This window comes from Nocardia spongicola (assembly GCF_047200775.1).
GTDB lineage: Bacteria > Actinomycetota > Actinomycetes > Mycobacteriales > Mycobacteriaceae > Nocardia.
Genome location: NZ_JBJZOO010000007.1, coordinates 116676 through 132778, shown reverse-complemented (window position 1 = coordinate 132778; position 16103 = coordinate 116676). Strand labels below are relative to the sequence as shown.

Here is a 16103-nt window from a genome sequence, read left to right as displayed (position 1 = left end):
GGGAACGGCGCAAGCCCCCAGCAAGGGTCGAACGCGCCGGGGAAATGGTGCGGATCGTGCGCGACTTCGGCGACTTCCGTCCGAAGTCGCCTCGTTTCTACAAGGACATCCGCATTTGCCGGGCTCGGCAGAAGATGCTGTCCACCTGGCGGCGAAACTTCTTGCGAACGTGGACTATCAGATCGCGTTGATATTTTTCTGCTGTCGAGTGCTATCTGCGGTTACCTGATCGACATGTCGCCCTCGACCGGGTCGAGGGCGACACGTCGATCGTTCGAAAGGTGACCGCCGAGGTCCTCGCCAACTCACCGGGAGCGAGCCATCGGCGCTCGAGTACAGGTCGATTTCTGCGAATCGGTTGCGCACTGCGAAGTCCGGCTGGAACCCGGTCGTCGGTGAGGAAAGCGCGGCGGCGGTGTCAGACCAGAGTGAAATTGCCGCCGCTGCGAAGCGCGTGGCGGATCTCCTCGGCCTCGAGTTCGTGGTCGGCGTCCACGGTTACCCGTGACAGTCCCTCGATATTCAGGTCGACGCTCACACGATGGACGTCGGGAATAGTCGAGATCGCCTTCTCGACAGTTCCGGCGCATCCCTGGCAATGTAGACCATCCACTGAGAATGCAAATTCGGACACGACACTCCCGTCATCTGAGAATTGGACGTTCCGGTGCGGCGTTCGCCGAGCGGCGACGCCGCGGCTATCGATGATACTGCGGTTGCTGATGGAATGCTGGATATTACTCGGAAGCCGCAGTCCTCAGAGCGGGCTCGGCTCGGAGGCGTGGGTGGCGCCGATCCAGTGCAAGAGTCGGTGAATCGTTTCGTCGGCGAGGCGGTAGCGCACGATTCGGCCGCTCTTGGAAGCGGTGACCCAGCCTTGGTGACGTAACTGGCGCAGGGCATGTGACGCGGCGGTAGCCGTCATACCGACGGTGGTGGACAGTTCGGTCACGTTCTGGTCGGGGGTGTGGTGCAGGCACACCAGCAGCCGGAGCCGATTGGCGTCCGACAGTAGGTCGAACCGGTGCGCCCAGTTCTCGATACCGGCCACGTCCAGACCGAGCGGCGCGGGCTGGGAGTGCTCTGGGTCGAGCGCGGGGCTGGTGGCCACTGTTCTACTCTGCCGTTCTCTCCTCGCCGGGTCCAGTCGCCGCCGATACTCGCACACCTGTCTGATTGAACATATATTGCGAGTATCGTATCGGGGGATGAGGAATACCACTTCGGCCATGCACATGAGTGATGGCATTGTCAGCGCACCGACTTCGGTGGCATTCGTGGTCATCGCCGTCGCCGGACTGGGGTTGGCGGCGAGGCGCGTGCGTGCCGAACTCGATGAACGTTCCGCTCCGATGGCCGGTCTGGTGGCCGCGTTCATCTTCGCGGTGCAAATGGTGAACTTCCCGATCATGCCCGGCGTGAGCGGGCATCTACTCGGCGGAGCGCTCGCCGCGATTCTGGTCGGGCCCTATGTGGGCGCGCTGTGCGTAGCGATCGTCCTCATCGTCCAGGCGCTGCTGTTCGCCGACGGTGGGTTGACGGCACTGGGTACGAACATCACGAATATGGCTTTGCTCGGGGTAGCGATCGGCTACATCGTTGCGCGTGGATTGCTACCCCTCGGATCGAAGCGTGGCGGGATCGGTGCTGTCGCGTTCGTCGCCGCCTTGGTCGGGACGATCTGTGCTGCGATGGGTTTCGTCATCGAATACGCTGTCGGCGGAGCCGCTGGGGCCGGCGTCGGTGCGGTGGCTTGGTACATGCTGCTCACGCACACGCTGATCGGCATCGGTGAAGGCATCATCACCGCGATCACCGTTGTCGCCGTTGTCAACGCACGGCCGGACTTGGTGTATCTGCTACGGATCAGCGAGCGGACAGGGGGGAACGTACCGCGCGTCGCGCTGTCGACGAACAAATTCCTCTTCGGCTTCGCCGTGGTCGCGGTGCTGGTCGCCGGCCTGCTGTCGTATGTGGCCAGTTCGCAGCCGGACGGTTTGGATGCCACCACACAACGTGGCTGCACAGTCGTCGAGGTCGATGGCGCCGAAGAATTGCACGGTGAGTGCATCGCGCAGAATGCGGAAGGCCACCTGTTGGCGAACTCGCCGCTGGCGGATTACGCGATCGACGGCGACGACCGGCTGACCGGCATCGCGGGCGTTCTCGGAGTCGCCGCGGCCTTCGCCGCACTGTTCGCGGTGGTACGCATCATCAGGGCCGGTCGACCGCGTCGGAGGGGCGACGATGTACCCGAAGGTGGCACCGCGTCCTCTGGATCGGTGACCACCTAGGTGGCCACCGTCAGCCACCGGCTGCACCTACCCGGTAGTTCGCCGGTGCATCGAACTCCGGCCGAAGTGAAGATCGTCTGCGCTGTACTCACTGTCTTCGCGGTGGTCGCGACGCCGAGGGAACTGTTCTGGCCGTTCGCTGCCTATGGAATCGGGTTGGTCGTGGTCTGGCGCATGGCACGAATCCCACTTCGGTGGATCGCGCCTCGGCTGATGATCGAACTACCATTCGTCGTGCTGGCCGTGCTGCTGCCGTTCGCGGCGGGAGAACCCCGAACGACACTGCTCGGGGTATCGCTGTCGACGAACGGCCTGTATGCCGCATGGGGAATCATCGCGAAAGGAACTATCGGGGTGGGTATTTCGCTGACGGTCGCGGCCACAACGAGTGTACGTGAGCTGCCCGCCGGGCTCAGCAGGCTTCGCGTACCCGGCATGGTCGTGACGATCATGGTGCTGATGCTGCGGTATGTGGACGTGATCGCCGACGAGGCGGCACGTATGCGCCTGGCCCGGATTTCACGTGGAGACGACCCGCGCATGATTCACCAGATCGGTGCGATAGGACGCGGGGTCGGCAGCCTGTTTCTGCGATCCTACGAACGAGGTGAACGGGTCCATCTAGCGATGCTCTCGCGCGGGTTCACCGGAACTGTCACCGACTTCGGCACGCCCCCGGCCACCCGGAAGCAATGGTCGGTCGCCTGTCTTCCCGCCGTGGCCGCAGTCGGTGTCTGTATCGGCGCCTGGGTCGCGCGGTGAACGAGTCTACGGCGGCCGCCATACGTGTGGTCGACCTGACTTTCGCATATCCCGATGGGACCGGTGCGCTGCACGGGCTGAATCTGGACATCGCCCCCGGTGAGCGAGTCGCGGTTCTCGGCCCCAACGGCGCGGGCAAGTCGACGTTGATGCTGCATCTCAACGGTGTGCTCACCGCGAGTTCCGGTGAGGTGTTCATCGGCACAACACGATTGGACAGCAAGACCGTTCGCGCGATACGCCAGCGGGTCGGTGTCGTGTTCCAAGATCCCGACGATCAGCTGTTCATGCCAACGGTCGGGCAAGATGTCGCGTTCGGACCATCCAATTTCGGGATGCGTGGCGAGGAACTCGCCGAGAGCGTGCGCTTCGCCCTCGCCGCGGTCGGAATGTCGGACCGGGCCGAACGCTCCCCGGCACGCCTGTCGCTCGGCGAACGCCGCCGCGCCGCGCTCGCCACCGTCCTTGCCTGCCGCCCCGAGGTACTGGTCCTCGACGAACCGGCGGCCAATCTGGACCCGGTGGCGCGCCGCGAACTCGCCGATATCCTGCTCGCTCTGCCGAACACCCTCGTCCTGGTAACCCACGACCTGCCCTACGCCCAGCGCATCTGTGAGCGCGCGGTAATCCTCGACGGCGGTCGTATCGTCGCGGACGGACCCATCGACACAATCCTCAGCGACGCCACCTTGCTCGCCGAACACCGCCTCAGCTGACCTCTGCGATCATTGACCGTGCCGGGAAGCGACCGCGGTGCCGCACGGCCATGAGATCGCTTGCCGCCCCGGTATGTGCCCAGCAGATGCCGGAGGGGTCGACAGCCGACGTGTTCGATACTCGCCGAGCTCCTGACCTCGGGTATCTTCGCGACGGTCGAGTTCGCGTGCGGTCGGTTCCTCGGTAGGAAGGGTGCTTCGGTGGAAAAGATGTATGCCGGAGGTCGATTGCGCGCATTGCGTGAGCAACGGAAGTTGTCGCAGTCAGGTCTGGCAAAGGTGCTCGGTTTGTCGGTGAGCTATGTCAACCAGCTCGAGAATGATCAACGCCCGCTCACTGTGCCGGTGTTGATGCGGTTGACCGCGACCTTCGATCTGGAGATGGGTTTCTTCGCCGCCGAGACCGACGCCAGGTTGTTGGCTGATCTTCAAGAGGTGTTCGTCGAAGATCCGGAGGCAGGCGCGGTTTCCGGTGGGGAGCTCGATGACTTGTTGTCGCGGGCTCCGACTGCGGCCAGGTTGCTGATCAGCCAGCACCGCAGGCTTCGCGCGGCCAACGGGCAACTCGACCTGCTCTCGGCTGGTATCGATCTGCCCGCGCCGGATTCGCGCACGGCGATGCCGTATGAGGATGTTCGCGATTATTTCTACGACCGTCGCAATCACATCGCCGCCTTGGATACCGCCGCCGAGGAATTGTTCATCGCGGGCAGGCTCACCCTTGGCGGGTTGGATCTGCAACTCGCTCGAATACTGAACGATCAGCATGAGGTGGCGGTGCGGATCCGTTCGGAGGATCCGGGAAAGCCTGGTCCGAAACGCGTCTACGACCCGGCCGCCCGCACGCTCACGCTCGCCCGTCGGTTGACGGCCGGGCAGCGCGCGTTCCAGCTCGCCACTCAGCTGGCGTTTCTGACCCAGTCGGAGGTGATCGAGGAACTGCTCGCCGAGACGACGACATTGCCCTCCGAGTCGCGCAGGTTGCTGCGAATCGGTTTGGCCAACTACTTCGCCGGTGCGCTGATCTTGCCCTATGGGTTGTTCCTGGAAGCAGCCGAGAGGCTGCGCTACGACATCGATCTGCTGTCGGCACAGTTCGAGGTCGGGTTCGAGACGGTATGTCACCGGTTGTCGACGTTGCAGCGGCGAGGTCGGCGTGGTGTTCCGTTCTTCTTCGTTCGCACCGATCGGGCGGGCAATATCTCCAAGCGCCAGTCCGCGACGGCATTCCATTTCTCGCGGGCAGGCGGTAGTTGCCCGCTCTGGGTGGTGCACGATGCCTTCGCCACGCCAGGGCGGATTCGGACCCAGATCGCGGAGATGCCCGATGGACGTACCTATCTGTGGTTGGCTCGCACCACCGGAGAGAGCAATCCCGGCTATCTGGCGCCCGCGCGTGATTTCGCGGTGGGGCTCGGTTGCGACCTGACCTTCGCCGAGAAGCTGGTGTACTCGCACGGTCTGCCTATCGACGACCCTGCGGTGACTGTTCCGATCGGTGCGGGCTGCCGGGTCTGTGAACGCGCCGCGTGCGCTCAGCGGGCGTTCCCCCAGATCGGGCGGCCGCTGGCAACGGACGAGAATCGTCCCGCGAACACCCCCTACGCGCCGTCGGCCACGACCGCCGACGATTGATCGGTCGCGGCCGATCGATGCGGAGCCATGGGCTTTCACAGATTACGCAAATTTGCAGGTCTGCTGCCGCAAAATTCGCTTTCTGCAACGTATTCTCTCGCGGACTGGCTGTGGGTAGCGTGCGAATCAAGCGAAGATTCGACATCGTGGAGGGCCTGGACCGTGAAGAACCATCTTGTCCGCACGTACCGCTCGGCCGAGCGTTTTCCCCGGGAAGAGCATCTCGCGTGGCGGATCGCAGAGGTGGCCACGGATCCGGTGGCGGTCGAGCCCGCGACCGAGGAGATGATCATCAACCGGATCATCGACAACGCCGCGGTCGCCGCCGCCTCGCTGACCCGCCGCCCGGTCGCCAATGCCCGCGCCCAAGCACTGACGCATCCGTATCAGCCCGGCGCGACCGTCTTCGGCGCCGAGGGCCGGTTCTCCCCGGAGTGGGCGGCCTGGGCCAATGGCGTGGCGGTGCGTGAATTGGATTTCCACGACACCTTCCTTGCCGCGGAGTACTCCCATCCCGGCGACAACGTCCCGTCGATTCTGGCGGTGGCCCAGCACGCAGGCCGCAGCGGCCGGGATCTGATCCGCGGTCTTGCCACTGGCTACGAGATCCAGGTGGATCTGGTGCGTTCGATCTGTCTGCACGAACACAAGATCGACCATGTCGCCCACCTCGGTCCGTCGGCAGCCGCCGGTATCGGCACGCTGCTCGGTCTGGACACCGAGACGATCTACCAGGCGATCGGTCAGGCCCTGCACACCACAACCGCCACTCGTCAGTCCCGCAAGGGCGAGATTTCGAGCTGGAAGGCGTACGCGCCCGCCTTCGCGGGGAAGATGGCGGTCGAAGCCGTGGATCGGGCGCTGCGCGGGGAAGGTGCGCCGTCGCCGATCTGGGAGGGTGAGGACGGTGTGATCGCCTGGCTGTTGGGCGGCCCCGAGAAGGAGTACTCGGTGCCGCTGCCCGGTCCGGGGGAGCCCAAGCGCGGCATCCTGGACACCTATACCAAGGAACACTCCGCCGAATACCAGAGCCAGGCCCCGATCGATCTGGCGCGCCGCCTGCGCGACCGGATCGGTGATCTCGAGCAGATCGCGTCGATTGTGCTGTATACCAGCCATCACACTCATGTGGTCATCGGCACCGGCTCGAACGATCCGCAGAAGTTCGATCCGACCGCCTCGCGCGAAACCCTCGACCATTCGGTCATGTACATCTTCGCCGTCGCCTTGCAGGACGGGGTGTGGCATCACGAGCGGTCCTACGCCCCCGAACGTGCCAAGCGGCCCGACACGATCGAGTTGTGGAACAAGATCTCCACGACCGAGGACCCGGAGTGGACGCGGCGCTACCACTCGACCGATCCGAAGGAGAAGGCGTTCGGTGCTCGCGCCGAGGTGACCTTGAAGAGCGGGGAGGTGATCGTGGATGAACTCGCAGTGGCCGACGCGCATCCGCTCGGCGCGCGTCCGTTCGCCCGCGAGCAGTACGTCGCCAAGTTCCGCACGCTCGCCGAGGGCGTGATCGAACTCGCCGAACAGGACCGCTTCCTCGAGGTGGTCCAGCGCACGGGTGAGTTGTCGGCCGGTGAGTTGTCGGAGCTCACCTTCACCGTCTCGGACGATGTACTCGCCCGCGCGCCCGAGTCGCCGAAGGGCCTGTTCTGATGACCGGGCTGCTGACGGCGACCACCTCGGCATCGGATAAGCGCAAGGCGTTTCGCGCCGGTCTGGCCTCCGGCAAGATCCAGCGTATTCCTGGCGCGTTCAGCCCATTGGTGGCGAAACTGATCCAGGAGATCGGATTCGAGGGCGTCTACGTCTCCGGCGCGGTCGTCTCCGCTGATCTGGCGCTGCCTGATATCGGTCTGACGACGTTGACCGAGGTCGCCGAGCGTGGCAGGCAGATCGCTCGGGTGACGGATCTGCCGGTGCTCATCGACGCCGACACCGGCTTCGGTGAGCCCATGAGCGCCGCGCGGACGGTGACGATTCTGGAAGACGCGGGCCTGGCGGCGCTGCATCTAGAGGATCAGGTCAACCCGAAACGCTGTGGGCACCTCGACGGCAAGGCCGTGGTGCCGACCGAGGAGATGGTGCGCAGACTGCGGGCGGCGGTTTCCGCGCGGCGCGACCCGGACTTCGTGATCTGCGCGCGCACCGACGCCGCTGGTATCGAGGGCATCGACGCGGCGATCGAGCGGGCGAAGGCCTACGCCGCCGCCGGTGCGGATCTGATCTTCACCGAAGCCCTGCACACTGTCGCCGATTTCGAGAGATTCCGGGCCGCGGTCGATACTCCGCTGCTGGCGAATATGACCGAATTCGGTAAGTCCGACCTGATCCCGGCTTCGACGCTGGAGCAGGTCGGCTACAACGCGGTCATCTACCCGGTCACCACACTGCGGTTGGCGATGTTCGCCACCGAGGTCGGCCTGCGTGAGATTTTCGCCGAGGGTACGCAATCCGGGCTGCTCGCCACAATGCAGCACCGTTCTCGACTCTACGAACTGCTTCGGTACGAGAGCTACAACGAATTCGATTCCGAGATCTTCAATTTCACTCTGGGAAGGAACCAGTGATGATGGAGACCGCGATACCGACCATCTACAAGGGTCTGGCAGGCGTCGTCGTCGACACCACTGCCGTGTCGAAGGTGGTACCGGAAACCAACTCGCTGACCTACCGCGGCTACGCGGTCCAGGATCTGGCCACGCACTGCTCCTTCGAACAGGTCGCCTATCTGCTGTGGTACGGCGAATTGCCGTCGCACGCCGAACTCGCACAGTTTCAGCAGCGTGAACGCGCCTCACGTCGCGCGGACCGATCGCTGCTGTCGCTGGTGGCGAAGATGCCCGACAACTGCCACCCGATGGATGTGGTGCGGACCGCGATCAGCTACCTCGGCGCCGAGGACCCGTCCGAAGAAGACAATTCGCCGAAGGCCAACCACGAGAAGGCTCTTCGCATGCTCGCGGTACTGCCGACGATCGTGGCCGCCGACCATCGGCGGCGGCGCGGCCTGGAGCCGATCGCTCCGCATTCGCATCTCGGTTATGCCGAGAACTTCCTGAACATGTGTTTCGGGACGATCCCTTCGCGGGAATTGGTGAAGGCATTCGAAGTGTCGCTGATCCTCTACGCCGAGCACTCCTTCAACGCCTCGACGTTCGCCGCGCGCGTGGTCACCTCGACGCTGTCGGATATCTACAGCGCGGTGACCGCCGCCATCGGTGCGCTCAAGGGGTCGCTGCACGGTGGGGCCAACGAAGCGGTCATGCACCACATGATCGAGATCGATGATCCCGCGTCGGCCGAAGAGTGGATGCGCAACAAACTGGCCGTGAAGGAAAAGGTGATGGGTTTCGGCCACCGGGTCTACAAGAACGGTGACTCCCGTGTGCCCACCATGAAGAAGGCGTTTCTCGATATCGCCGCGGTGACCGATGGCGAGAAATGGGTGCGGATCTACGAGATCCTCGAACGCACCATGAACGAGGCCACCGGCATCAAACCGAATCTCGACTTCCCCACGGGTCCTGCCTACTATCTGCTCGGCTTCGATATCGAGGTGTTCACCCCGATCTTCGTGATGAGCCGGATCACCGGATGGGCCGCGCACATCATCGAACAAGGCGAGTCCAACGCGCTGATCCGCCCGCTCAGCGAATACGTGGGCGTGCCGCAACGATCGGTCGTGGCTTGACCCCCCTGCCAACCCAGCTATCGACGGCTCGCACCACAGTGCGGACCGTCTGACCGGTCCCCGATAACGCGACCACCTGATCCGGTCTCGTCGACGGGGCCGACCCGGTATTTCGAGTCCAAGTGGACCACATCACGGGGACCCGTCAGAGAGTGTGTTCGTGCCGGGTCATGCGAGGGAGGGGTGATATCGACCGCGACACCTACAAACTCAGATCAGCATCCATGTCCACCCCTGTCTTCTCCCGATGTTGTGCTGTACCACGAAACGCGTGGCGTCGGTCAACGGCTCGGTTGGGGAACCGTTTTCTGTTGCCGGGCGAGGAAAACGGCGGCGAGTGTGGCGGGAAAGAACATGATGATGCCGTAGATCGCACCTGGAATGGCCATGGTTTCGTCGCCGAGTACCGATACGGCGACCGCAATGGCAAGGGTAGCGTTGTGAATACCGATCTCCATTGCTGAAGCGATCGCCTGGCGGGGGTCGACTGCGAATAGACGGGGTACGAAGTAGCCGATCGACAGGCTCAGTATGGACAATAGCAGCGCGATCAATCCGAGCCTGTCGATATTGTCGATAAATGTGTCGAATTCGGCTATCGACGCCGCAACGATCACCAAGAACAGGACCGCGATCGATACGACTTTCACCGGCTTACGCATCTGCTCGGCCCACCCTGGCAGTAGGCGTCGCACCCACATGCCGACCGCGACCGGCACCAGCACAATGGCGACCACTTGCACGAACTTCGCCGGTTGTAGTCCGACGGAGGCGTCCTCGTCCATGAATCCTGCGATGGCCAGGGTTACCACGATCGGCATGGTGAATACGGCGAGCACCGAATTGATCGCGGTGAGTGTGATATTCAGTGCGACATCACCACCCGCGAGATGGCTGAACAGGTTTGCCGATGTGCCACCGGGCGAGGCCACCAGTAGCATCATTCCGACTGCCAGCGCGCCTTCGAGACCGAAAAGGACGACCAAGGCAAGGCAGATCGTAGGCAACACCACCATCTGGCAGATCAGCGCCACCAGTGCCGCCTTCGGATAGCGCAGGACTCGCGCGAAGTCATCGAAGGCGAGTGTCAGCCCCAAACCGAACATCACCAATGCCAGTGCGAGTGGCAAGAATACTACGAAGATAGACGAACCCATTGCTCTCCTACTGCGCCGAGCCATCATGCTTCCGGCCCGGGTCGAACGATCCGGCGGCGTCCGCGCGATGGATAACTTACATGGCGAGCGCTCAGCGCGGTGACGATCGGCAGGAATGCCAGGCCGGTCATGGTCGGTGAGTAACCGAGGGTTAGTCGCATGTAGTAGATGAGGAATTCCGGTCACCGTGGTCTGGCCGGTGGGCGCCGCGCGCGAGTGACGCCAGTCCTGCTGGAAGCGTCGCCGACGTCCCGTTTTCCCGTGGGAAGGTGGGCCGTCTTTCGCGATCCGATCCGTATTGGCTATATTCATCGGTGCAGCTGGTTCGCTGGAGGCGGAGTCGAGGAGCCCCTGATCCGTCCGAAGGCGTCGAAGCCCGGTAGCGCTGACGCGCCGTCGGGCGAGAGGGAACCCGGTGGAAATCCGGGACTGTCCCGCAGCGGTGAGTGGGAGCGACAGCCGTCACCCGCACTGGGCGCATGCCTGGGAAGCGACGGTCAGTAGGACCAGCCCCGGGCCACGAAGCGCCGAGGCCGACCCGTTCTCGGGTCGATGCCCACGAGTCCGAAGACCTGCCCGTTGTACCGGATACGCCGTATCCGGTGGTCGTCGCCTCGTGGATTGAGCGCTACGCCGAGTGGACCCGGGCACGGGAACGATGCTTCATGGGCTCCATCAGCGTGCGTTTCATATGGGTGGCGGTCCTTGCTACTGACCATGGAGCTCACCAATGTCGAACCCACACAATACTTTCACCGCAACCGTGCTGGGGCTCCCGCGCATCGGCCCCAACCGGGAGCTCAAACGCGCGACCGAGTCCTACTGGGCCGGTCGTCTCGATGCCGAGAGCCTGCACGCTGTTGCGGCGGACCTGCGTGCCGCCCAACTGACCGCAGCCCGTGACGCCGGGCTGGATTCGGTCCCGGTGGGCACGTTCTCCTACTACGACCAGGTGCTCGACACCGCCGTGCTGCTCGGCGCGCTGCCGCGGCGAGTGGCCGGGATCGCCGATGAGCTCGATCGCTACTTCGCGGCCGCCCGCGGCAATGCCGAGATCGCTCCACTGGAGATGACCAAGTGGTTCGACACCAACTACCACTACCTGGTGCCCGAACTCGCGGCGGATACGACGTTCTCCCTGCACCCGGAGAAGCCCTTGGCCGAACTGAAGGAGGCGTTGGCGCTCGACGTACCCGCTCGTCCGGTGGTCGTCGGCCCGATCACCTTCCTGAAGCTGGCCAAATCGGTGGACGGCAGCGATCTGCTCAACCGTCTGCCCGACCTGTTGCCGCTCTACGAGCAGTTGCTCGGTCTGCTCGCCGAGGCCGGTGCGCAGTGGGTGCAGATCGACGAGCCGTCGCTGGTCACCGATCTCACCGAGGCCGAACTGGCAGCGGTGCGTACCACATATCAGCGGTTGTCCGAGGTGTCCGCTCGTCCGTCGATCCTGGTCGCCACCTACTTCGGCAGGCTGGGTGCGGCGCTGCCCGCGCTGGCGGAGACCGGCATCGATGGCATCGCGCTCGATGTGGTCGCCGGTGCCGACGCGGATGTGACCGTGGCTCGATCGATCACGGACAAGCTGATCGTGGCGGGTGTGGTCGACGGCCACAACATCTGGCGGGTCGACCCCGATCAGGCGTTGCCGCGGCTGACCGGGCTGCGCGAAGCCGGCGTATCAGTGGCCGTATCGAGTTCGTGCTCACTGCTGCACGTCCCCTACAGCCTCGAACCCGAGAACGATCTGGACGAGCGGCTGCGCACCTGGCTGGCATTCGGGCAGGAGAAGATCGCCGAGATCCGTGCGCTGGCCACCGCCCTCACCGAGGGGGAGGACGCGGTCGCGCAGGTTCTCGAGGTCGCTCGCGCCGCGGTAGCCGACCGCAAGGCCGATCCGCGTCTGCGCGTCGAGTCGGTGCGCGAGCGCCTGGCAGGCCTGGACTCGGACGCCATTCGCCGCGCTCCGGCCGAGGAGCGTCGCACGGTGCAGCAGGAACGGTTGAAGTTGCCGCTGCTGCCGACCACCACGATCGGCTCCTACCCGCAGACGAGCCGGATCCGGGTGGCCCGTGCCGAGCTGCGCCGTGGCGAGATCGACCAAGCCGAGTACGACAAGCGGATGCGTGCCGAGATCGCCGAAGTCATCGCGCTGCAGGAGGACATCGGTCTCGATGTGCTGGTGCACGGTGAGCCGGAGCGTAACGACATGGTGCAGTACTTCGCCGAACAGCTCGACGGTTTCGCCGCGACGATCAACGGCTGGGTGCAGTCCTACGGCAGCCGCTGCGTGCGCCCGCCGATCGTGTACGGCGATGTGGTGCGTCCGGCGGTCATGACCGTCGAGTGGATCACCTACGCGCAGTCGCTGACCAGTAAGCCGGTCAAGGGCATGCTGACCGGTCCGGTCACCATCCTGGCGTGGTCGTTCATCCGCGACGATCAGCCGCAGGCCGACACCGCGCGGCAGATCGCGTTGGCTATCCGGGACGAGACGGTGGACCTGGAGGCGGCTGGAATCGGCATCATCCAGGTGGACGAGCCCGCGTTGCGCGAGCTGCTGCCGCTTCGTAAGGCCGATCAGGCCGCCTACCTGGACTGGGCGGTCGACGCGTTCCGCCTCTCGACCTCAGGGGTCGCCGATAGCACGCAGATCCACACCCACCTGTGCTACTCGGAGTTCGGTGAGGTCATCGGGGCTATCGCCGGATTGGATGCCGACGTCACCTCGATCGAGGCGGCGCGCTCGCATATGGAGGTCCTCGACGACCTCAACGCGGCGGGCTTCGACCTTGGCGTTGGACCGGGTGTCTACGATATCCACTCCCCACGCGTGCCCGGCTCCGAGGAGATCGAGAAGTCTCTCGCACTGGCGCTCGAAGCCGTTCCGGCCGAACGCCTGTGGGCCAACCCGGACTGCGGACTGAAAACCCGCCGCACCGACGAGGTGACCGCCTCGCTGCGCAATCTCGTCACGGCGGCCAGGGCGCTGCGCTGACATGCTGCCGGGGCGCCCGCCACGGCGGGCGCCCCGGCATCCGGCGCCATCCCTCCGAGCCCGAGGCCGACATGCACTTCTTTCCAGAGGACCGCACGGTGACCGACCACGCCGTCCGAACCACACGACCCGCGTCCGCGGCTCGATCGGTCATCGAGAATCTGCGTATCCATTCCACGACACGGGTACCGTTCTCCGTGGAGTTCAACCCGCCCCGCGACGCCGACGGCGAGGCCAGACTGTGGCGGACCGTCCGGCAGTTCGAGCGCATGCATCCGGCATTCGTCTCGATGACCTACGGTGCTGGCGGCTCCACCAAAGATCGTACGGCCCGCATCACCGGTCAGCTGGCCCAGCACACCACCCTGCTGCCGGTGGCGCACCTGACAGCGGTCGGACACAGCGTGGCCGAACTGCGGGCGTTGGTCGGTTCCTACGCCGACTGCGGCATCCGTGACCTCCTCGTACTGCGCGGAGACCCACCCGGTGACCCGCTCGGGGATTGGCATAAGCATCCGGACGGTGTCGCCTATGCCGAGGAACTGGTTCGGATCGTGCGCGATCTGGGCGAGTTCAACATCGGTGTGGCATCCTTCCCGCAGGGCCATCACCGCTCCAAGGACCTGAAGACCGATACCGCCTTCCTGGCCGCGAAACTCCGTGCCGGAGCGGACTATTCGATCACCCAGATGTTCTTCGACATCGAGCACTACCTCCGCCTGCGTGACCGCATCACCGCCTATGACCCGGTCGAGGGCGCGAAACCGATCATCCCCGAACTGATGCCGATCACCTCGCTGCGCACCGTGCGGCGTGCGGCGGAACTGTCCGGGCGGGAGCTGCCCGCGACGGTACTGGAGCGGTTGTACAAGGCCGCCGGTGACGGCCAGGAGGAGAATCGTGCGGCAGTGCGCGCCGCGGGCATCGAGATCGCTACCGAGATGGCGCAGCGCCTCATCGACGAGGGCGCACCGTGCCTGCACTTCGTCACTCTCAATTTCGCCAAGGCGACGACACAGGTGCTGACCAATCTCGGCTACGACGTGACCGCTGCTCCAGCGCCTCCGACTCCAACCCGGCCGACTGTCGTCGGCACGTAGGTGACGTTCGATTAGGGGCACTTACTATGCCTTCGGTTTTCTGCGGGGGCGCTTGCGTCCCGGCCAGGTTGTCCAGCGCAACGTGGTCGCCTCCGCTTCGGGCAGCAGTCCAGCGGCGATCAAGGCCGCGCGCCCGGCTTCCCGGCCGGCGATCCGATAGCCCCATTCAGAGGAATCCATTTCGTGGAACGTGCTATTGGTGACCAGGACCGCAGCCGCAACTCCGCCGAGCCCTTCCCGAATGCCTTGCTCGAGCGCTGGTATGTACTCGCTCGGCAGCTGTTCATCCGATATGGCACACAGGATTTCGGTTTCGTCCGGCATTCCTGGCGGCTCGAAGTCGACGAGTATGCCGGCACAAGGCCCACAGCCTCGGACGCCTCGCGTCATCGAACGTTCGTGGCTGCGGTTTCTGTCATCGATGCGGTGATCAGAGGTGCTCGTGCAGGCTCGGCCAGGCGGGGAACGGATCGGGATAGTCGCGCCAAGTGTCCGGTCCCGCCGCGAGTTCGGTGTCGGTGAGCAGGGCGGTGTCGAGTGCGCTGTGGAGGCTGTCGATGTCGAGCCGGATGCCGATGAACACCAGTTCCTGGCCGGGCTCTTCGGCGGCGACGCTCCAGTATTGGGCGGGTTCGAAGGTGAGATTGGGGCCTGCCTGGGACCAGACGGCCGCGAATTCGGGGCGGCTGGCTATCCAGCAGAATCCCTTGCTGCGCAGTACTCCGCGCAGGCCGTCGAGGAACTGCGCGAGTCGGGCCGGGTGGAAGGGACGGTCGGAGCGGTAGGTGTGGCTTCGTATGCCGTATTCCTCGGTCTCGGGGGTATGGCCGCCCGCTGCTTCCTCGTCCCATCCGGGTGTTTCGGCTGCCGAGACGGGGTCGTAGCGGCCGGTGTCGAGTACGGCGGCCAAGTCGACTCTGCCGTGCTGGATCCGGCGCAGGTCCGCGCTCGGATTCAGCCTGCGCAGCGTCGCTTCGACCGCACCCGCTATCGCAGGGCTGACCAGGTCGGTTTTCGTGAGGAGCAGGACGTCGGCGAATTCGACCTGGTCGACCAGCAGGTCGGCGATATGGCGCTCGTCGCCGTCGCCCGCGGCCAGGTCGCGCTCGGCCAGTGACTGGCTGCGCGTCACCTCGGTGAGGAAGGTGGAGGCGTCGACGACGGTCACCATGGTGTCGAGCTTGGCCAGTTGGGCGAGGGAGAAGCCGTCCTCGAACTCCCAGTCGAAGGTCGCCGCCACCGGCATCGGTTCGGAAATCCCGGTGGATTCGATGACGAGATTGTCGAATCGCTCTGCGGTGGCGAGTTTTTCGACGGTATCGATCAGGTCTTCCCGCAGTGTGCAGCAGATGCAGCCGTTGGTGAGTTCGACCAGTTTCTCCTGTGTGCGGTCGAGATGACCTTGACCGGCGATCAGTGCCGCATCGATGTTCACCTCACTCATATCGTTGACGACGACCGCGACGCGCCTGCCCTCCCGGTTGGCCAGGATGTGGTTGAGCAGGGTGGTTTTCCCGGCGCCGAGGAACCCGGACAGTACCGTCACCGGTAGGCGGGTGTCGGTCACAGTCGGGCCGGATCGATCAGGCCGCGCTCGATCGCGGCGACCAGACGCCGCGGCACTTTGCGTGTGATGCCGTCGACGGTCACGGGTATCAGGTGGGGTGCGGTCGCTTTCCACTGTGATCGGCGGTGGCGGGTGTTCGACCGGGACATGCGGCGCTTCGGTACGGCCATGGTG

The 16103-nt window shown here is 64.7% G+C and carries 15 protein-coding genes, 1 pseudogene and 1 riboswitch; of the genes and pseudogenes, 10 read left to right on the top strand and 6 right to left on the bottom strand.

What is annotated here, in order from left to right; genetic code table 11:
• Positions 1–418 precede the first annotated feature (418 nt).
• A complete protein-coding gene (locus tag ACL02S_RS15670; RefSeq protein WP_412803237.1) occupies positions 419–613 on the bottom strand; it encodes a heavy-metal-associated domain-containing protein in 195 nt (64 codons plus the stop codon).
• 144 nt (positions 614–757) lie between these two features.
• Positions 758–1111, bottom strand: a complete 354-nt coding sequence (locus ACL02S_RS15665) for an ArsR/SmtB family transcription factor (protein WP_412803147.1) — start codon at positions 1109–1111, stop codon at positions 758–760.
• Between the two features lie 118 nt (positions 1112–1229).
• Between ACL02S_RS15665 and ACL02S_RS15660 the strand changes: the two are divergent.
• The 8 genes and pseudogenes from ACL02S_RS15660 to ACL02S_RS15625 form a co-directional block, all read left to right on the top strand.
• Positions 1230–1877: pseudogene (locus ACL02S_RS15660) on the top strand (energy-coupling factor ABC transporter permease); the annotation flags it as partial.
• Positions 1851–2294: a PDGLE domain-containing protein gene (locus ACL02S_RS15655; protein ID WP_412803236.1), complete on the top strand. Its 444-nt coding sequence runs from the start codon at positions 1851–1853 to the stop codon at positions 2292–2294. The pseudogene ACL02S_RS15660 and the gene ACL02S_RS15655, both read left to right, overlap by 27 nt.
• Positions 2295–3056 (top strand): cobalt ECF transporter T component CbiQ, encoded by a 762-nt coding sequence (gene cbiQ / locus ACL02S_RS15650; RefSeq protein ID WP_412803146.1) that lies wholly within the window; start codon positions 2295–2297, stop codon positions 3054–3056.
• Complete coding sequence (locus ACL02S_RS15645; protein ID WP_412803145.1) at positions 3053–3772, top strand: energy-coupling factor ABC transporter ATP-binding protein; 720 nt, start codon at positions 3053–3055, stop codon at positions 3770–3772. The genes cbiQ and ACL02S_RS15645 overlap by 4 nt, the downstream gene beginning before the upstream one ends.
• A 201-nt stretch (positions 3773–3973) precedes the next feature.
• A complete protein-coding gene (locus ACL02S_RS15640) occupies positions 3974–5407 on the top strand; it encodes a short-chain fatty acyl-CoA regulator family protein (protein WP_412803144.1) in 1434 nt (477 codons plus the stop codon).
• A 162-nt stretch (positions 5408–5569) separates the two neighbouring features.
• Positions 5570–7072 (top strand): 2-methylcitrate dehydratase PrpD, encoded by a 1503-nt coding sequence (gene prpD, locus ACL02S_RS15635; RefSeq protein ID WP_412803143.1) that lies wholly within the window; start codon positions 5570–5572, stop codon positions 7070–7072.
• Entirely contained in the window at positions 7072–7986 is a 915-nt protein-coding gene (prpB, locus tag ACL02S_RS15630) for a methylisocitrate lyase (RefSeq protein ID WP_412803142.1), read from the top strand. The genes prpD and prpB overlap by 1 nt, the downstream gene beginning before the upstream one ends.
• A 2-nt stretch (positions 7987–7988) precedes the next feature.
• The gene (locus tag ACL02S_RS15625) at positions 7989–9110 is read left to right on the top strand and encodes a bifunctional 2-methylcitrate synthase/citrate synthase (RefSeq protein ID WP_412803235.1); all 1122 of its coding nucleotides are present in this window, start codon (positions 7989–7991) and stop codon (positions 9108–9110) included.
• Between the two features lie 281 nt (positions 9111–9391).
• On the opposite strand, the gene ACL02S_RS15620 is transcribed toward ACL02S_RS15625, so the two are convergent.
• On the bottom strand, positions 9392–10267 hold the full coding sequence (locus ACL02S_RS15620; RefSeq protein WP_412803141.1) for a bile acid:sodium symporter family protein: 876 nt from the start codon (positions 10265–10267) through the stop codon (positions 9392–9394).
• Between the two features lie 381 nt (positions 10268–10648).
• Positions 10649–10861, top strand: a riboswitch (cobalamin riboswitch).
• Between the two features lie 136 nt (positions 10862–10997).
• On the opposite strand from ACL02S_RS15620, the gene metE reads away from it, so the two are divergent.
• Both metE and ACL02S_RS15610 read left to right on the top strand, forming a co-directional pair.
• Positions 10998–13262 (top strand): 5-methyltetrahydropteroyltriglutamate--homocysteine S-methyltransferase, encoded by a 2265-nt coding sequence (gene metE / locus ACL02S_RS15615; protein ID WP_412803140.1) that lies wholly within the window; start codon positions 10998–11000, stop codon positions 13260–13262.
• A 71-nt stretch (positions 13263–13333) separates the two neighbouring features.
• Positions 13334–14362, top strand: a complete 1029-nt coding sequence (locus ACL02S_RS15610; protein WP_412803139.1) for a methylenetetrahydrofolate reductase — start codon at positions 13334–13336, stop codon at positions 14360–14362.
• Between the two features lie 24 nt (positions 14363–14386).
• Here ACL02S_RS15610 and ACL02S_RS15605 read toward each other — a convergent pair whose 3' ends face one another.
• From ACL02S_RS15605 to rpmF, 3 genes are read right to left on the bottom strand one after another with little or no spacing between them, the layout of a single operon-like run.
• A complete protein-coding gene (locus ACL02S_RS15605) occupies positions 14387–14752 on the bottom strand; it encodes a hypothetical protein (RefSeq protein ID WP_412803138.1) in 366 nt (121 codons plus the stop codon).
• A 40-nt stretch (positions 14753–14792) separates the two neighbouring features.
• On the bottom strand, positions 14793–15929 hold the full coding sequence (locus ACL02S_RS15600; RefSeq protein WP_412803137.1) for a GTP-binding protein: 1137 nt from the start codon (positions 15927–15929) through the stop codon (positions 14793–14795).
• Positions 15926–16099 carry a 50S ribosomal protein L32 gene (rpmF, locus tag ACL02S_RS15595; RefSeq protein ID WP_412803136.1) on the bottom strand — a complete coding sequence of 58 codons (174 nt, stop codon included), beginning with the start codon at positions 16097–16099 and terminating at the stop codon, positions 15926–15928. The genes ACL02S_RS15600 and rpmF overlap by 4 nt, the downstream gene beginning before the upstream one ends.
• Positions 16100–16103: the final 4 nt, after the last annotated feature.